This window comes from Mycobacterium haemophilum DSM 44634, from assembly GCF_000340435.2.
GTDB classification, from domain to species: Bacteria; Actinomycetota; Actinomycetes; order Mycobacteriales; family Mycobacteriaceae; genus Mycobacterium; species Mycobacterium haemophilum.
In genome coordinates this window covers 1805966-1823362 of record NZ_CP011883.2, presented here as the reverse complement: position 1 = coordinate 1823362, position 17397 = coordinate 1805966, and the positions used below count along the sequence as shown (strand labels likewise).

Genomic DNA, 17397 nt, shown 5'->3' with positions numbered 1-17397 from the left:
ATCCGGCGGTGCTGCGTTGCGACAACAGACCGAATTGGATTGTGCGGCAATAGCCAACTGGGCGCATGATCACGTCGATCTGCACTTCATCCCGCCCGGCGAGCCGTGGCACTGGCCCAGGCCCGCGTGGTCATCAGCGACTGGACGACTCAGCTTTCAGGGTCGTTGGCCTCGACACCATTTACTGTCGCGTCACGTTGCCTCGCCGAGCCCCGCCCGATCGGGGACCCAGGTGCTCGGCACCATCGGCATCGTTGGACCGCCGCCGAAATCATCACCAGCCAGCGTGGTCAACCCAGCCACCTCAACGACCGCCTCGTTGCGTACCGTGCCAGCAAACCCCAACGATTCCGCGCCAAAATCGGACGTCCGAGCACCCCAGGCAGCCGTCAACGCAACCGGCGCAGCCGCCACGGGCACTAGCGCCGGCACTACGTCGGGAATCGCAGACGACTCACCGTCAGCCAGGCCGGATAGCCCCGCCAGGCCGGTGGCCGCCCCGAGGTTGGCGACAACACCACCGAGGGCCACCGTCGCCACCTGCGGCGAGTTGGCCAACCAGGTAGACGCGTCGGATTTCAGGATCGGCGGCGGGGGGTCGAGCTCCGGCATCGAGGACAACACCACCCTGGAAGTTGCTTCATAGGCCGCCATCGTGGCGGCGGCCCGGATCCACATCGCCGCATACTCTGCCTCGTTGGCCGCGATGGGAATGGTGTTGATACCAAAGAAATTGGTCGCCATCAACACCGCCCACATGGCACGGTTAGCGGCCAGCTCAAGCTGGGTCGGCATGGACGCTACCGCGACGGTGTAGGCCGTGGCCGCGAGCTCTTGTTGGGCGGCCACTTCCTCGCTGTCCGCGGCGGCTCGGATCAGCCACTGCAAAAGCGTCATGTACGCGCCCACAAACGCCTCGGCGGTTTCTCCGTCCCACCCGTGGTGCGCCACCACCTCTAGCACTATTGAGATTTGTAACGCCGCCTTGCGGTATTCGACGCTGAGCCCTGAATGGTGCAAGGCGGAAGCCAACAGTGGCCCGATCCCAACGCCGCCGTTCAGCTCCGTCGAGAGCTCCTCAGGCGGCCAGGCCAGCCACAGCGGCTCTGTCATTGGCCACCGCCGAGATACGACGCTGTCGCCAGCGCGTCCCCAAGCGTGTAATTGGCACCCGATTCGGCCGCCCCGACCCCCGAACGGCCCAGCTCCTCAACTATCAGCCACTGTGAGCCCGTCCACGCGCGTTGGGCACCCAGGGCCGCCTCGGCATGCACGGCGGCAAGCTGGGCGGCCGATGCTTCGATAGCAACACTGGCGCATACTAGGCATTCGGGAACGACTCGCAACGTCATGACAAACGCTCCGTGCGTTAGGGGTTCAACCAAGCACCCAGCCGCTATTGAACATGAATCTCATTGCTAATGAGATCGGGTACAGCGTAGCGCAGTACAGGAGACCGTGAAGGAGGCCATACTCACCCTCACCGCTGGGCTCGAGACCCTCGCACCGGGGGTCGCTGAGACCACCACCTGTGCCGACAGTGCGGATTACCCGGCGTGACCGATCGCACTGCAGATCAACGCCGCCTCGACGGCAAACTCCGATTTATGAACTCGGCTTCGGGTCACTGACTTCGACGTCATCGACTGTCGGGTCACCGTGCCTCGTCGATCGCCCCCTGGTCGGGGGCCCAGGTGCCCGGGACCATCGGCATCGTTGGGCCGCTGCCGAAGTCATCACCGGCCAACGTGGTCAACCCGGCCACCTCAACGACGGCCTCCTTGCGTACCGTTCCAGCAAACCCGAAGGGTCCCGCGCCACGATCGGACGTCCGGGCACCCAGCTGATCCTCAAGGGGCGGAGCTGCCGCGTCGAAACCCGTGTCCATCGTCACGAACTCGTCGCGATGGCCATGTTCCTTCGCCGCCGAGCGGCGCAGCCGACGAGCCCGCGCCTGCTCACGTGCCGAGGCCTGGGCAGCCGCCTCGGCCGCAGCGGAATCGGAGGCCGACGCCGAGGCCTTGGCGTAGGCCGACTGTCCGGAGCCAAACCCAATGCCTGGACCGCCGCCGCCGACGAGGTAGGGCGGGAAACCTCCGAAACCAGTAGCCGGCGGCGCCGGGGCGGCCGCGGTGGCGCTGGCCGCTGACGCCGGGCGGGGCTGAGGCGGGCGGCGCACCTGGCGCGGCGACTGCCGGGGCCCCGGCGACCGCCACCATTGCGGGCACCGCGGCGACGGGTGCTAGCGCCGGTACCACCGCAGGCGGAATGGCACTCGAGCCGGGTAGCCCCGCCAAGCCGGCTAGCGCTCCGAGGCCGGCGCTGGTGCCACCGAGAGTAACCGCCAGCAACTGCGGGGTCTCGGCCAGCCAGGGCGCAAGCTGGGCGATGTGCGTCGGCAAATCAAACACAAGGATGTAAAGGAGGAACCGAAAAGCCGCCGTCGGATCGGTGAACAACAGTTCCCAAAACTGTTCACCAACCTGAAAAAACTCGAGGCCTCGAGCGAGCCACCACATCGGGTTGCCAGAAAAGACATAATCGTCGTAGTCCAGTCCGTTGAGGGTGCCGTGGAGGGGGTCCCAAACTATGCGGCCTGCGCTGACGCGATTCAGGATTTCCGCAAAGGCGTTATCTATCGCGCTGGCGTGACCACCATGACAGTGACCGTCGTGATCGTGACCGCCATGGTTGTGACCGTCCTCGTGGGAGTCCTCCTCGCCACCATGGATTAGCCCATTGGATTTCAGGATCAGCGGCGGGGGGCTGGTCTGTGGCGTCGAGGCCAACGCCACCCTGGAAGTTGCTTCATAGGCCGCCATCGTGGTAGCGGCCTGGACCCACATCCGCACATAATCTGCCTCGTTGATCGCAATGGGGATGGTGTTGACGCCAAAGAAATTGGTCGCCTTCAACACACCACGCATGACCTGGTTGGCGGCCAACTCGACCTCGGTCGGCATGGCGTCTACTGCGGCCTCGTAGGCCGCGGCCACAACCTCTTGTTGATCGGCCACTTCCATGGAGTCGGCGGCGGCTTTTATCAGCCATGCCAGAAACGGCAGATACGCGGCCACAAACGCCTCAGCGGCTTGCCCCTGCCATCCCCCGGACCGAACCTCCCCCAACAACGCCTCGACCTGTGATGCCGCCTCTGCGTATTGGATGGCGAGCTGTGAGTTGTGCGAGGCAGAGTTCAACATGGGCCCGACACCTGCGCCGAAGTTCAGCATCGCCGATTGCATCTCGGGAGGGAAGGCCATCCACTCCGTGCTCGTCATAGGCCACCGCCGAGGTACGACGCTGCCGCCAGCGTGTCCCCTATCGCATAACTAGCGCCTGATTCAGCCACCCCGACCCCGGAACGGCCGAGCTCCTCAACCCCCTGAGCAGCCACCGCCGCATGCTGAATACCGTGAACGCTAAACCCAACCGCGTTCTGCACCGACACCGGATCCGACCCAGGCGGGACCACCGCCGCGATAAACGGGGCCGCCTCGGCATGCACGGCAGCCAGGTGGACGGTCAATGCCTCGATCGCGGCACTGGCGGCTTCCAGCCCTTCAGGAACGACTCGCAGGGGCAAGGTCATGACAGAGGCTCCATCTGTTAGGGATGCAACGGGGATTCAACAGGTACTCCGCAGCCACTATTGAACATGAATATCGTTGCTAACGAGAGGTAAGAGTACAGCGTGGCGCAGGACTAAAGGCGGTGAGTGTAGTCACACTACCGCTGACCCCGAGACCCGCGTCGGAGGGCTGCGGCACTTCCTAAACAGCACCGAGATAGGCGACGGCGTCGCGCATCCGTTCGCCCGCCGCTCGCAACTCCGAGACCCCGGGGCCAGCGCGCAGCACCGCACGTGACACCGCGGGCAACAGCTGCCCCGGCGCCGCCCCGCCTAGGCCGCCGAGCGCCTCGGGGCGCCCGCCCTGCGCCCCCACCCCGGGCACCAGCACCGGTCCGCCCAGCGCGCTAACATCGGGTGCCTCGAAAACCGTTGCCCCTACGACTACGCCAACGTTTCCCGAGTATCCCGGCTCGGACAGATCGGCGGACCGGTTCACGTCCCCGTTGACCAGGGCGGCCTGGTCGACGATCAGCTGAGCCACTGCGCGACCGTCAAACGTGGCGCGCTGCACGGTGGCACCCTCGGGGTTGGAGGTTGATGCCAGCACGAACACGCCCCGGTCGTGCGCCGCGGCGGTTTCCAGTAGCGGCCGCAACGAGCCGAACCCGAGATACGGCGAGGCCGTCACCGCGTCGGCGGCCAGCGGCGAATCGCCCGCCCAGGCAGCGGCGTAAGCCGCCATCGTCGACCCGATATCCCCTCGCTTGGCGTCGGCCAACACCAGCACGCCGACAGACCGCAACGCGGCGATGGTGCGCTCTAGCACCGTGAACCCGGCGGCACCGTAGGCTTCGAAAAACGCCACCTGCGGTTTGACGATGGCGAAACCGGAAAACGCCTCCACACAGATGTCGCAGAACGCGGCCAGCCCATCCGCGGTGGCCGGCAGGTCCCATGCGCGCAGCAACTCGGGATGTGGGTCTATGCCCAGACACAGCTGCCCGCGGCGTGACGTCGCCTCGACCAACCGGGCGCCGAAACCGGTCATTAGCGCCGCTCCTCCTCATCGCTTCGCTCTGCATCGTCGCCAGCGCGGGTCATTAGGCCTCCTTACCGGCCTTATCAGCCGCGCTGCCCGCACCAATGGCACTGTGCAGCTCTTGCAGCGACCGCACTCCGATGTCGCCGCGGATCCCCGCTTCGATGCCCTGCACCGCGGCGGAAGCGCCCTGCACCGTCGTGACGCACGGAATGTTGACCGAGACTGCGGCCGAGCGGATCTCGTAGCCGTCGATACGCGGGCCGGAGTTGCCGTAGGGCGTGTTGATCACCATGTCGACGTCACCGGCCCGGATCGCGTCGACCGCGGACAACGCGGGGCGGCCCACTTGCGGCGGCTCGAAATGCTTGCGAACCTCGTCGCAGGGAATTCCGTTGCGGCGCAACATCTCCGCGGTTCCCTCGGTGGCTATAACATGAAATCCAAGGTCAGCCAGCCGCTTGACGGGGAACACCAATGACCGCTTGTCCCGATTGGCCACCGACACGAACACCGTGCCTTGGGTCGGCAGCGAGCCATACGCAGCGGTCTGGCTCTTGGCGAATGCGCTGCCGAAGTCGTGGTCGATCCCCATGACCTCGCCGGTCGATTTCATCTCCGGACCGAGCAAGGAGTCGATAGCGGCTCCGTCGGCGCGCCGGAACCGGTGAAACGGCAACACGGCTTCCTTGACCGCGATCGGGGCGTGCGGCGCCGCGTTACCGCCGTCCCCGGAAGCCGCCAGCATCCCTTCGGAACGAAGCTGGGAAATACTGGCGCCCAACATGATCCGGGCGCAGGCCTTGGCGAGCGGGATTGCGGTGGCTTTGGAAACAAATGGCACCGTGCGGCTGGCGCGTGGGTTGGCTTCCAGGACGTAAAGCACGTCGTCCTTGAGGGCATACTGCACATTGAGCAGCCCCACCACGCCGATCCCGCGTGCGATGGCTTCGGTCGCCTGACGCACCTTCTCGAGGTCGCTGCGGCCCAGCGTTACTGGCGGCAGCGCACAGGCCGAATCACCGGAGTGGATACCGGCTTCCTCGATGTGCTCCATGACTCCGCCGATGTAAACTTCGGTGCCGTCGCACAGTGCGTCGACGTCGATCTCGACTGCATCCTCGAGAAAGCGGTCCACCAGCACCGGATGCTCGGGTGACAGCGCGGTGGCACGCGTGATGTAGCCCTTTAGTGTCTCCTCGTCGTAGACGATCTCCATGCCGCGACCGCCCAACACATACGAGGGCCTCACTAACACCGGATAGCCGATCTCAGCGGCGATGCGGCGTGCTTGCGCGAAAGTCGTTGCCGTGCCGTACTTTGGCGCCGGCAGGCCCGCGGCGCTCAGCACGTCGCCGAACGCGCCGCGATCCTCGGCGAGGTCGATGGCCTCCGGCGGGGTGCCCACGATAGGCACCCCGGCATCGGCGAGCCGTTGCGCAAGCCCGAGCGGGGTCTGGCCGCCGAGTTGCACAATGACGCCGGCGACGCCGGCGCCGCCTTCCGCGGATTGCTCTTCGGCGTGAAACACCTCAAGGACGTCTTCGAACGTCAACGGCTCGAAGTACAGCCGGTCTGCGGTGTCATAGTCGGTGGACACGGTCTCCGGGTTGCAGTTGACCATTACGGTCTCAAAACCGGCCTGGCTCAACGTGGTTGCCGCATGCACACAGCTGTAGTCGAATTCGATGCCCTGACCGATGCGGTTGGGGCCGGACCCTAGGATCAGCACCTTGGGCTTCTCGGCTTGCGGGGCCACCTCCGTTTCGGCGGCAGGGTCTAGTTCGTAGCTACTGTAGTGGTAGGGGGTCTTAGCCTCGAACTCCGCGGCGCAGGTGTCCACCGTCTTGTATACCGGATGAATGCCCAGCCGTTTACGCAGCGACCGCACGCCATCTTCCCCGGCCAATTCCGGTCGCAGCGCGGCGATCTGGCGGTCCGAGAGCCCATTGTGCTTAGCGCGCCGCAGCAGCTCGGCGTCCAACACCGGGGCAGCGACCAGCTCGCTGCGCAGTCTCACCAGCTCGTCGATCTGCGCGACGAACCACGGGTCGATGCCAGAGACCTGTGCCACCTTTTCAATCGAAGCGTCCAGCCGCAACGCCAGTTCGACGTCATAGAGCCGGCCCTCGGTCGGGGTCTGCAGCCGGATAAGCACCTGCTCGACACCACCGTCTGGGTCCGGGGCCGTCCAGAAGCCGGCACGGCTGGTCTCCAGAGACCGCATCACCTTGCCGAGCGCCTCGACAAAGTTGCGGCCCAACGACATTGCCTCGCCGACGGATTTCATCGTGGTGGTCAAGGTGGGATCGGCGCCGGGGAACTTCTCGAACGCGAACCGCGGCGCCTTAACCACGACGTAGTCCAGGGTGGGTTCGAAGCAGGCCGGTGTTTCCTTGGTGATGTCGTTGACGATCTCATCGAGGGTGTAGCCGATGGCCAGTTTCGCCGCGATCTTGGCGATCGGGAAACCAGTGGCCTTGGACGCCAACGCGCTGGATCGCGACACCCGTGGATTCATCTCGATGACGATCAACCGGCCGTTGCGCGGATCGACCGCGAACTGGATGTTGCAGCCGCCAGTGTCCACACCGACCTCACGCAGAATCGCGATGCCCAGGTCGCGCATCCGCTGGTATTCCCGGTCGGTCAGCGTCATGGCCGGTGCGACGGTGACCGAGTCGCCGGTGTGCACACCCATCGGGTCGACGTTCTCGATCGAGCACACCACCACCACGTTGTCGTGGCTGTCGCGCATCAGCTCGAGCTCGAATTCCTTCCAGCCGTAAATCGATTCCTCGATCAGCACATTGGCGCTGGGGCTGGCGGCCAGCCCGGCGCCGGCCATCCGCTCGACCTCCTCGGAGGAGTACGCCATGCCCGAACCCAGCCCGCCCATCGTGAAGCTTGGCCGCACCACAACCGGCAAGCCCACTTCTTCGACCGTCTCACGGACCTCATCCATGGTGAAACAGACCCGGCTGCGGGCGGATTCACCGCCGACCTTGGCGACGATGTCTTTGAACCGCTGCCGGTCCTCGCCGCGCTGGATCGCGTCGAAATCGGCGCCGATCAACTCGACGCCGTAGCGCTCCAGCACCCCGTTCTCATACAACGCGACCGCGGTGTTGAGCGCGGTCTGCCCGCCCAGGGTGGCCAATAGGGCGTCGATCTTGTTGCCGCACTCGGCCTGCTGGGCGATAACCCGCTCGATGAAGGCAGGGGTAATCGGCTCGACGTAGGTGAAGTCGGCGTACTCCGGGTCGGTCATGATGGTGGCCGGGTTGGAGTTAACCAGACTGACTTGCAGCCCCTCGGTACGCAGCACCCGGCACGCTTGGGTACCGGAGTAGTCGAACTCGCAGGCTTGCCCGATGACGATCGGCCCCGAGCCGATCACCAACACGTGGTTGAGATCAGTCCGCCGCGGCATCAATCCTCCTTAGCGCGAACGTGCGCAGTTGTACACCGATTGCGGCGTGTCGTTGTACAGACACGCTCCCCCGCACGCGGGAGGTGCCCCCAGCTCGCGGTCATCGCTGAGCCGCCATGAGTTCGACAAAGCTGTCGAACAGGTACTCCGCATCGTGCGGGCCAGCGGCGGCCTCCGGGTGATACTGCACCGAAAACGCGCGCCCGTCAGCAAGTTTGACACCTTCCACCACACCGTCGTTGGCACAGGTGTGACTGACCACCGCTGGGCCAAACGGTGTGTCGAAGGACTGACCTGCCTCCCCCTCCAGCGCGAAGCCGTGGTTTTGCGCGGTCACCGCGACCCGTCCAGTGGCGTGGTCGATGACCGGGATATTGATACCGCGGTGGCCGAACACCATCTTGTAGGTCAACAGGCCCAGCGCCCGGCCCAGGATCTGGTTGCCGAAACAGATGCCGAACAACGGGATTCCGGCGCCCAGCACCTCCCTAGTGAGCGCGACGACGTGGTCGGCGGTAGCCGGGTCGCCGGGTCCATTGGACAAAAACAGGCCATGCGGTTTGATTTCGGCAATGTGGTCGAACGTCGCCGACGCCGGCAACACATGGCTTCGGATCCCGCGCCGGGCGAAGTTGCGCGGCGTGTTGGTCTTGATCCCGAGGTCGAGCGCAGCCACCGTAAACCGGTGCGGCCCTTCGGGTTCAACAATATATGCATCCGGTGTGCTGACTTCACCGGCGAGATCGGAACCTAGCATCGACTGCTGGGTCCGCACCCGCTCCACCAGCGCCTCGCTATTTAGCGGATCGGTCGCTGCCGCGCCAGAGAACACGCCCGCTTTCATCGAGCCGTGGCTGCGCAGATGACGCACTACCGCCCTGGTGTCGATGCCGGCGATCCCAACGATGTTCTGGCGGACCAGCTCGTCTTCCAGCGTGCCGGTGGCGCGCCAGTTTGAGGCGCACGGCGACGGGTCGCGCACCGCGTAACCGGCGACCCAGATTTTGTCGTCCCGACTCTCGCCGTCTTGGTCGTTCCAGCCGGTATTGCCGATCTGCGGGGCGGTGGCCACCACGATCTGACGGTGATAACTGGGATCGGTCAGCGTCTCTTGGTAGCCGGACATGCCGGTACTGAACACGGCTTCACCCAGCGTTTGACCGATCGCGCCAAACGGCCTGCCGGTGAAGACGCGGCCGTCCTCAAGCACCAGTAGAGCTCTATTCACGAGCGCCGCTCCTCCTCATCGCTTCGCTCTGCATCGTCGTCGGCGCGGTTCACGAGCGCCGCTCCTCTCCCCCGCAAGCGGGAGGTGCCCCCACATCGCTGTTTTGCTCTGCATCGTCGTCGGCGCGGTTCACGAGGCCTCCTCGAGCCAACCGTCGTATTGGTCACGGTTGTCTGCCCGAAACCCAGTATCGATTTCAACGCCCGACGGTAGCCGCCACCGGATCGCCAGTATCCCATTGCGAGCGGCGACCTTTCCGGCGATGCCGCGCTCGGTACGGATGGCAGTAATCGACTCCTGTGGAATCCAAATCGGGCGGGCACCGCTGCGCTGCAACATGATTCCTTCGGGATAGCGGGTCAGCACCGCTTTGCTGCGATACCCAAGATCGCCGACCGCGATCCGGTCGTTCCAAGATGGCGCCATCGTGCACCCGACGTACATGCCGCGGGTAGTAATAGTTACCGAACCCACCTCGTCGGGCATGTCGGGCAGGGTGCCGATCAGCTCCGCCTGCCGCCGCCCACGACGCCGCCATCCGCGCATCATCAGTTGGATCATCACTGCGACCAACACCACCAGCACCGTCGCGAAAACCAGTGACCCCACCAGGGTGCCGGAGTTCATGCCGGGCTCTTCTGATCCCGGGCGGTGACCTTCCCGCGCAGCAGGGTCGCAGTCACTGTGACGGGCAGGGTCATCGACTCGTACGGCGTGTTGGCTGACCGGCTGGCCAAGCCGGCGCCGGTGACCGTCCAGGTAGCGTCCGGGTCCACCACCGTCAGGTTAGCCGGTTCACCCACCTCCAGCGGCCGGCCATGATCGGGCAACCCGGCGATGCGCGCCGGGTTCTCACTCATCACCCGCGCGACATCGCGCCAGGTTAATAAGCCGGGCACCACCATTGTGTGCGCCACCACCGACAGCGCCGTCTGCAAGCCCAGCATGCCGGGGCGCGCCGCGCAGAACTCGACGCATTTCTCATGCTCGGCATGCGGGGCGTGGTCAGTAGCCACACAATCGATGATCCCGTCGGCCAACGCCTGCCGCAGTGCGATTGCATCCGCGGCTTCACGCAGCGGCGGGTTGACCCGATTCACCCCGTCGTAGCTGGCTAGCCTGCTGTCGTCGAGCAGTAGGTGATGCGGGGTGACTTCGGCGGTGATCGAAATACCTTGCGCTTTAGCCCATTTCAGAATATCCACGGTGCCGGCGGTGGAGGCGTGGCAGATGTGTACCCGAGCGCCGGCGTCGCGGGCCAGCAGGGCGTCGCGGGCGACGATCGATTCCTCGGCTGCCCTGGGCCATCCGGACAATCCCAGCCTGGCGGCCATAGGCCCCTCGTGCGCAACAGCGCCAACAGTCAGCCTCGGCTCCTCGGCGTGCTGGGCGATCAGCACCCCCAGACCGGTGGCGTACTCCAGGGCACGACGCATCACCAACGGGTTATGCACGCAGTTGCCGTCGTCGGAGAAGAGCCGCACCTGCGCGGCGCCGGCAGCCATCATGCCCATCTCGGTGAGCTCGGCTCCGGCCAGGCCAACCGTGACCGCACCGACGGGGTGCACATCAACCAGGCCGACCTGCTGGCCGCGGTGCCAGACATGGTCGGTAACCACCGGACTGTCCGCCACCGGGGTGGTATTGGGCATCGCAAAAACCGCGGTGTAACCACCGAGAGCCGCTGCTGCCGAACCAGTTTCGATGTCCTCGGCATATTCGCGTCCCGGCTCACGCAGGTGGGTGTGCAGGTCTACCAGGCCGGGCAGCAGCACCTGGCCGGTGGCGTCGATCACGTCAGCAGTATCGGGAATGGCAAGGCCCGGACCAATGTTGGCGATTTGGCCGTCCTCAACCATGACATCGACCCGTTCACCTTCGCCATACAACCGGACACCGCGAAGTAAGACGCTCATGCCGCACCCTCTTTTTCGGCTGACTCGGTCCCGACCAGCACATGGAAAAGCACTGCCATCCGCACATGCACACCGTTGGAAACCTGTTGCAACACAGCTGACTGCGACGAGTCAGCCACTGACGAGGCGATCTCCATGCCACGCAGCATGGGCCCCGGGTGCAGCACCACGGCATGGCCGGGCAGCATCGCCTGACGCCGCTCGGTTAGCCCGTAGAGACAGGAATACTCGCGGACAGACGGGAAGAAGCCGCCATTCATCCGTTCGGCCTGTACCCGCAGCATCAGCACCGCGTCGGCGGCGGGCAGTTCGGCGTCGAAGTCGCCTGAGATAGTGGCCGGCCAGCCGTCAACCCCGACCGGCAACAAGGTCGGCGGCGCCACCAGCACCACCTCGGCGCCCAGGGTGTCCAGCAGCACGACGTTGGACCGCGCGACCCGGCTGTGGACGATGTCGCCGACGATCACGATGCGCCGGCCTTCAATGCCGCCGAGCCGCTGACGGATGGTGAGCGCGTCCAGCAGCGCCTGGGTCGGGTGCTCATGAGTGCCGTCGCCGGCATTGATCACCGCCGGGCCACCCTCATCGGTCTCAGCAGCAGTCCACTCGGCGAGCAGATGCGCGGCACCGGAGGCCGGGTGCCGGATGATCAACGCGTCAGCGCCGGCCGCACGCAGCGTCAGCGCGGTGTCGCGCAACGATTCGCCCTTACTCGCCGACGATCCGGCCGCGCTGACGTTGATCACATCGGCGCTCATCCACTTGCCGGCCACCTCGAACGACACTCGGGTGCGAGTCGAGTTCTCATAGAACATCGTGATTACCGTGCGACCGCGCAGCGTCGGCAGCTTCTTGATCTCGCGACCCACCAGAGCCTGCGCGAACCGATCGGCATCGTCGAGGATTGCGGTGGCGTCGTCGCGGCTCAAGTCACCGGCGGTCAGCAGATGTCTGCTCATCACGCACCGTCCCTGGATATCACCACGCCGTCGCGGCCGTCGTGCTCACGCAGCAACACATGCACGCTCTCCCGGCGCGAGGTAGGCACGTTCTTGCCTACGTAGTCGGCGCGGAGCGGCAGTTCCCGGTGGCCACGATCGACCAGCACGGCCAACTGGACGACCCGCGGCCGGCCCGCGTCGCGCAGCGCATCGAGGGCGGCGCGCACCGAGCGACCGGAATACAGTACGTCGTCGACCAGGATCACCAGCGCGTCGTCGACGCCGCCGGCCGGGATCGACGTGGCCTCCAGCGGCCGCGGCGGCTGCATCATCAGGTCGTCGCGGTACAGGGTGATGTCCAGCCCGCCGCAGCCCACCTCAATTCCGCTGTACTCGCCGATGTTGCTGGCCAGGCGCGTGGCCAAGATGACGCCGCGGGTCGGAATTCCCAGCAGCACTACCCGCGGCGCATCGGGGCCATCTAATGCGGTCTTCTCGATGATCTGGTGAGCAATGCGGGAAATGGTGCGACCGACGTCGGCCGCGGACATAAGTTCTTGGGATCCTCTGGATCCCAAGCCAAAAGCGGGGTCATCCGCGGCACCCATGCGAGACATGGTGGTACGCAGACCTCCTTCTCCGCCTCTCCGGACGGATCGTTAAAGGATGTCGACTGCCCGGCAGCGTAGCACCGCGCGCCACGGACGACGACGCGGGGCGCGCGGGTCTGAGCAGCGGGCGTATCGGCGGGAAGACTTTCCCAGATAACGGTCTCTGGTATGCGGGAACGGCGATAACATCGATCTGCTGCTCCGCTCTGTGAGGGTATCGAATGTCGTTTGTGATGGTGGCGCCAGAGTCGTTGATATCGGTGGCTTCGGATGTGGCGCGTGTGGGTTCTGCGCTCGACGCGGCCAACGCCGCCGCCTTGGCCCCGATCACGGCGTTGCTGGCGGCGGGTGAGGATGAGGTGTCGGCGGCGATCGCGGCGCTGTTCAGTTCGCACGGCCAGACCTATCAGATAATCAGCGCCCGGGCAGCGGAGTTCCAAACCCGGTTTGTGCAGGCTTTGACGTCTGGGGCCGGGGGGTATGCCAGCGCCGAAGCCGCCAACGCCTCGCCACTGCAAATGCTGGAGCAGCAGGTGCTCGGCGCGATCAACGCGCCCAGCCAGGCGCTGTGGGGACGCCTGTTGATCGGCGACGGCACCAACGGTGGGCCGGGGCAGCCCGGCGGGCCCGGCGGGCTGTTGTACGGCAACGGCGGCAACGGCGGCGCCAGCAACACCGCTGGTGTGCCCGGCGGCTCAGGTGGACCGGCGGGGTTGTGGGGCAATGGTGGGGCTGGCGGTGCCGGTTTCAATGCCGGCGCCGGTGTCGCAGGCACCAATGGCGGGGCCGGCGGGGCCGGCGGGTGGCTGGTCGGCAACGGCGGGCCCGGTGGTGCCGGTGGCGCGAGCGGAGGCAATGCCGCGGCACCGCTTTCCGGTGGGGCCGGCGGCGCCGGCGGCAATGCCATCGGGTTATTCGGTAACGGCGGCGCCGGCGGCGTCGGCGGGGCCGGCAGCACCGGCAGCACCGGCCTCGTCGACCACGGCGCACCCGGTGGCGACGGCGGGCTGGGCGCACCCGGCGGGCACGCCGGAGTGCTGTACGGCATCGGCGGGGCCGGCGGGGCCGGAGGGGCCGGAGGGGCTGGTGGCGCAGGCGCCTACTACCAAAACGGCTTCGCCGGCGGCGTCGGCGGCAACGGTGCCATGGGCGGAGCGGGTGGAGCTGGTGGCGGGCTGGTGGGCGTCGGCGGCGCCGGAGGGGCCGGAGGGGCCGGCGGGCTCGGCGGGGCTGGCGGCCCCGGCAACGAAGCCGGCGGCGCGGGCGGCGCGGGCGGCGCCGCCGCCATGGGCGGAGCGGGCGGAGCCGGCGGCGGACTGCTGGGCTTCGGCGGGGCCGGTGGTAACGGTGGCGGTGGCGGCGCAGGCGGCGACGGCGGCGACGGCGGCCTCGGCGGCAAAGGCGGCCCCGAATTTGGCGATGGCGGCAAGGGCGGCGCGGGCGGCGCCGCCGCCATGGGCGGAGCGGGCGGCGCCGGCGGCGGACTGCTGGGCTTCGGCGGCGACGGCGGTAACGGTGGTGCCGGAGGTGATGGCGGCGACGGCGGCGGCGGTGACGTGAGCGGCGCCGGCGGCGGCGGTGGCGCCGGAGGTGATGGCGGCGACGCCGCCATCGGCGGCGGCGGTGGTATCGCTGGGTTGGTGTATGGCAACGGCGGCGCGGGCGGCGCGGGTGCAGCCGGGGGTAGCGCCGGTTCCGGCGGCACCGGCAGTCCCGCCGGCGCATCCGGCTTGGCAGGTGCCGCCTCCGGCGGCGGCGCTGGCGGCAGCGCCCAACTCGTCGGCAACGGCGGTGCCGGCGGGGCCGGCGTCAACGGTGCGCCCGGCGGGGCCGGCGGTGCCGGCGGGAGGCTCTTCGGCAATGCTGGCGCGACGGGACCGCCGTAGCCGCGACTGCCGACCTGGCGGTATCCAACGCTGGCACCGCACCACCCCAGCGGGTTGAGGCCGCCGCAGCGCCGGTCCGGCCCGCTAATTCTCTTGCTAAGACAATGATTTCGGCCTACTCTTCGCCAAGTTCTGCTCACATCTCCACCACGCCACCAATCCAGGAAGTCGGACTACGCTGGCGAAAATGACAGGAACTAATTCCTCCCAACGCCTAGATTTCGATGCTCTCTATCGCGGTGAGAGCCCGGGCGACGGCCTCCCGCCGATGTCCACACCACCATGGGATACCAAGGCGCCCAAGGAGAATGTCATCGAGTGGCAGAGCGGCGGCTGGGTGCACGGCGATGTTCTCGACATCGGCTGCGGGCTTGGCGACAACGCCATCTACCTGGCCAAAAACGGATTTAGGGTGACCGGGTTGGACATCTCGTCGACCGCGCTGATCACCGCCGAGCAGCGGGCCAAGGACGCCGGAGTCGCGGTAAAGTTCGCGGTTGCCGACTCCACCAAGCTCGACGGCTACACCAATGCATTCGACACCGTCATCGACAGCGGCATGTTCCACTGCCTAGACGACGACGGCAAACGCAGCTACGCCGTCGCAGTTCATCGTGCGACCAGACCCGGCGCCACCCTGTTGATCAGCTGCTTCTCCGACGCCAACCCGTCAGACGTGGAGCGGCCGCTGCCCGGGGTCACCAAGCAGACGTTGCACGACGTCCTGGGCGACGCGGGCTGGGATATTGCGTCGTTGGAACCCACCACGGTTCGTCGCGAACAGGACGGCACCGAAATCGAGATGGCGTTCTGGTACGTCCGCGCGCAGCGGCACGACGGCAGCTAACCTAAACCGGGTGAATCGCCGCAGCCTCGTGGGCAATCAGACCTCCATCCGCGAGGTTTGCGATGCCGGCCTCCTCGCCGGCGCGCTGACGATGGTCTGGCATCGCGGAGAAACGTTGCAGGTCAATGAGATCGGTTACCGAGACATCGATGCGGGCCTGCCGATGCAAAGAGACACGCTGTTTCGTATCGCGTCGATGACCAAGCCGGTCACGGTGGCCGCGGTGATGAGTCTGGTCGACGACGGCAAGCTGGCACTGCACGACCCGATCACGCGCTGGGCGCCGGAATTGGCCGAGCTGCGGGTGCTCGACCAACCGGACGGTCCGCTAGACCGGACGCACCCGGCGCGGCGCCCCATTCTGCTCGAGGATCTACTCACCCATACCAGCGGCCTGGCCTACGGCTTCTCGGTACCCGGGCCGATCTCGCGGGCATACCTGCGACTGCCATTCGGTCGGGGCTCCGACGCTTGGCTGACCGAGCTGGCCGCGCTCCCGCTAGTGCATCAACCCGGCGACCGGGTCACTTACAGCCACTCGATAGACGTGCTGGGCGTCATCGTGTCCCGCATCGAGGGCAAACCGTTTAACCAGGTTCTCGACGAACGAATCCTGGGCCCGGCGGGCATGACCGACACCGGGTTCTTCATCCCCGCCGACATGCGGCCACGCGCAGCGACCATGTACCGACTCGACGAGAAGAACCAGCTACGACACGACGTGATGGGGCCACCACATGTCAAGCCACCGTCATTCTGTAACGCCGGCGGCGGATTATGGTCGACCGCCGACGACTACCTGCGGTTCGTGCGGATGCTGCTCGGTGACGGAACAGTCGACGGCGTGCGAGTGCTATCCGCTGAGTCGGCGCACCTGATGCGCACGGACCGGCTCACCGACAAACACAAGCGGCACGCCTTCCTTGGGGCGCCGTTCTGGGTTGGCCGTGGGTTCGGGTTGAATTTGTCGGTGGTGACCGACCCGGCGAAGTGCGCGCCGCTATTCGGGCCGGGCGGGCTCGGGACATTTAGTTGGCCTGGCGCCTATGGGACGTGGTGGCAGGCCGACCCGGCCGCCAACCTGATCTTGCTGTACTTGGTCCAGAATTTGCCTATGCTGTCCTCCGACGCCGCGGCCGCCGTCGCGGGTAACACTTCGCAGGCGAAGCTGCGAACGGCACAACCCAAGTTCGTCCGCCACACCTATCGTGCGCTAGGGCTTTAGCGGAGATGGTCAATTACCCCCCTGACCGGATTACCGGGCCCCGACTGCTGCTGCGCCTACCCGAGCTCGACGACGCCGGCCCGATTTTCCAACGGGTCGCCCGCGATCCCGAGGTCACGCGATACCTGCTGTGGACGCCACACCCAGACGTCGCGGCAACGCGACGGGTCATCGCCGAGCGCACCAATGTCAGCGACAACGAGCGGACCTGGGCCATCACGCTGCGAAACAGCGGCGATGTCATCGGGCTGACCAGCTGCCGACGCCCGGTGCAGCACTCCGTCGAAGTTGGGTACTGCCTCGGTCGGCGGTGGTGGGGCAAAGGCTTGATGTCGGAGGCGCTCACCCTATTGCTCACCGCGCTGAACACCGACCCAGACGTGTACCGGGTCTGGGCCACCTGCAGTGTCGACAACACACGCTCGGCGCAACTGATGGAACGAGCCGGCTTCGCGTTGGAGGGCCGGCTCGTCCGCCACGCCGTCTACCCGTCCATGGGCCCTGAACCGCGCGACAGCTTGCTTTACGCAAAAATCTTGCGCTGACTCAGCTGGCGGTCGAGACGTCGATGGTGACACGTTGTGATTGTGACCGGAATAACCTTGCGGTGAACTGAAACAGGTTCTAGTTTTGTCACCGTGGCCTTGACTATCGCCGATCCCGCTGCCGACATCAGTGACGCTGCGTTTGACTAACG

14 protein-coding genes and 1 pseudogene are annotated in these 17397 nt (G+C 66.4%); 4 read left to right on the top strand and 11 right to left on the bottom strand.

What is annotated here, in order from left to right; all coding sequences use genetic code 11:
- Positions 1–192: 192 nt before the first annotated feature.
- The 11 genes and pseudogenes from B586_RS08755 to pyrR all read right to left on the bottom strand — a co-directional run bounded on the left by B586_RS08755 (position 193) and on the right by pyrR (position 12739).
- A complete protein-coding gene (locus tag B586_RS08755; RefSeq protein WP_054880168.1) occupies positions 193–1113 on the bottom strand; it encodes a PPE family protein in 921 nt (306 codons plus the stop codon).
- Positions 1110–1352: a hypothetical protein gene (locus B586_RS08750; RefSeq protein ID WP_054880169.1), complete on the bottom strand. Its 243-nt coding sequence runs from the start codon at positions 1350–1352 to the stop codon at positions 1110–1112. Before B586_RS08750 ends, B586_RS08755 begins: the two co-directional genes overlap by 4 nt.
- A gap of 302 nt (positions 1353–1654) precedes the next feature.
- Positions 1655–3281, bottom strand: a pseudogene (locus B586_RS08740) (PPE domain-containing protein).
- Positions 3278–3586, bottom strand: coding sequence for a PE family protein (locus B586_RS08735; RefSeq protein ID WP_047316303.1), 309 nt, complete (start codon positions 3584–3586; stop codon positions 3278–3280). Before B586_RS08735 ends, B586_RS08740 begins: the two are co-directional and overlap by 4 nt.
- Positions 3587–3773: 187 nt before the next feature.
- Positions 3774–4622 carry an orotidine-5'-phosphate decarboxylase gene (gene pyrF / locus B586_RS08730; protein ID WP_054880172.1) on the bottom strand — a complete coding sequence of 283 codons (849 nt, stop codon included), beginning with the start codon at positions 4620–4622 and terminating at the stop codon, positions 3774–3776.
- A 52-nt stretch (positions 4623–4674) separates the two neighbouring features.
- A complete protein-coding gene (carB, locus tag B586_RS08725) occupies positions 4675–8046 on the bottom strand; it encodes a carbamoyl-phosphate synthase large subunit (RefSeq protein ID WP_054880173.1) in 3372 nt (1123 codons plus the stop codon).
- A 100-nt stretch (positions 8047–8146) separates the two neighbouring features.
- A complete protein-coding gene (gene carA, locus B586_RS08720) occupies positions 8147–9274 on the bottom strand; it encodes a glutamine-hydrolyzing carbamoyl-phosphate synthase small subunit (RefSeq protein ID WP_054880174.1) in 1128 nt (375 codons plus the stop codon).
- 129 nt (positions 9275–9403) lie between these two features.
- A complete protein-coding gene (locus B586_RS08715) occupies positions 9404–9901 on the bottom strand; it encodes a PH-like domain-containing protein (protein ID WP_054880175.1) in 498 nt (165 codons plus the stop codon).
- Positions 9898–11190, bottom strand: a complete 1293-nt coding sequence (locus B586_RS08710; RefSeq protein ID WP_047316292.1) for a dihydroorotase — start codon at positions 11188–11190, stop codon at positions 9898–9900. Before B586_RS08710 ends, B586_RS08715 begins: the two co-directional genes overlap by 4 nt.
- Entirely contained in the window at positions 11187–12152 is a 966-nt protein-coding gene (locus B586_RS08705) for an aspartate carbamoyltransferase catalytic subunit (RefSeq protein ID WP_156166558.1), read from the bottom strand. Before B586_RS08705 ends, B586_RS08710 begins: the two co-directional genes overlap by 4 nt.
- Positions 12149–12739: a bifunctional pyr operon transcriptional regulator/uracil phosphoribosyltransferase PyrR gene (gene pyrR, locus B586_RS08700; protein ID WP_054880176.1), complete on the bottom strand. Its 591-nt coding sequence runs from the start codon at positions 12737–12739 to the stop codon at positions 12149–12151. Before pyrR ends, B586_RS08705 begins: the two co-directional genes overlap by 4 nt.
- Before the next feature lie 224 nt (positions 12740–12963).
- On the opposite strand from pyrR, the gene B586_RS08695 reads away from it, so the two are divergent.
- The 4 genes from B586_RS08695 to B586_RS08680 all read left to right on the top strand — a co-directional run bounded on the left by B586_RS08695 (position 12964) and on the right by B586_RS08680 (position 17245).
- Complete coding sequence (locus B586_RS08695; RefSeq protein WP_054880177.1) at positions 12964–14628, top strand: PE family protein; 1665 nt, start codon at positions 12964–12966, stop codon at positions 14626–14628.
- Between the two features lie 187 nt (positions 14629–14815).
- Positions 14816–15475 carry a class I SAM-dependent methyltransferase gene (locus B586_RS08690; protein WP_054880178.1) on the top strand — a complete coding sequence of 220 codons (660 nt, stop codon included), beginning with the start codon at positions 14816–14818 and terminating at the stop codon, positions 15473–15475.
- A 10-nt stretch (positions 15476–15485) separates the two neighbouring features.
- Positions 15486–16700 (top strand): serine hydrolase domain-containing protein, encoded by a 1215-nt coding sequence (locus B586_RS08685; RefSeq protein ID WP_054880179.1) that lies wholly within the window; start codon positions 15486–15488, stop codon positions 16698–16700.
- Positions 16701–16705: 5 nt separating this feature from the next.
- Complete coding sequence (locus B586_RS08680) at positions 16706–17245, top strand: GNAT family N-acetyltransferase (protein ID WP_054880180.1); 540 nt, start codon at positions 16706–16708, stop codon at positions 17243–17245.
- The last annotated feature ends 152 nt before the right edge of the window (positions 17246–17397 follow it).

Bases quoted from the DNA above. Each gene is read 5' to 3' on its own strand.
- B586_RS08755 (WP_054880168.1), bottom strand. From the start codon at position 1,113: ATGACAGAGCCGCTGTGGCTGGCCTGGCCGCCTGAGGAGCTCTCGACG.
- B586_RS08750 (WP_054880169.1), bottom strand. From the start codon at position 1,352: ATGACGTTGCGAGTCGTTCCCGAATGCCTAGTATGCGCCAGTGTTGCT.
- pyrF (WP_054880172.1), bottom strand. From the start codon at position 4,622: ATGACCGGTTTCGGCGCCCGGTTGGTCGAGGCGACGTCACGCCGCGGG.
- carB (WP_054880173.1), bottom strand. From the start codon at position 8,046: ATGCCGCGGCGGACTGATCTCAACCACGTGTTGGTGATCGGCTCGGGG.
- B586_RS08715 (WP_054880175.1), bottom strand. From the start codon at position 9,901: ATGAACTCCGGCACCCTGGTGGGGTCACTGGTTTTCGCGACGGTGCTG.
- B586_RS08710 (WP_047316292.1), bottom strand. From the start codon at position 11,190: ATGAGCGTCTTACTTCGCGGTGTCCGGTTGTATGGCGAAGGTGAACGG.
- pyrR (WP_054880176.1), bottom strand. From the start codon at position 12,739: ATGGGTGCCGCGGATGACCCCGCTTTTGGCTTGGGATCCAGAGGATCC.
- B586_RS08695 (WP_054880177.1), top strand. From the start codon at position 12,964: ATGTCGTTTGTGATGGTGGCGCCAGAGTCGTTGATATCGGTGGCTTCG.
- B586_RS08690 (WP_054880178.1), top strand. From the start codon at position 14,816: ATGACAGGAACTAATTCCTCCCAACGCCTAGATTTCGATGCTCTCTAT.
- B586_RS08680 (WP_054880180.1), top strand. From the start codon at position 16,706: ATGGTCAATTACCCCCCTGACCGGATTACCGGGCCCCGACTGCTGCTG.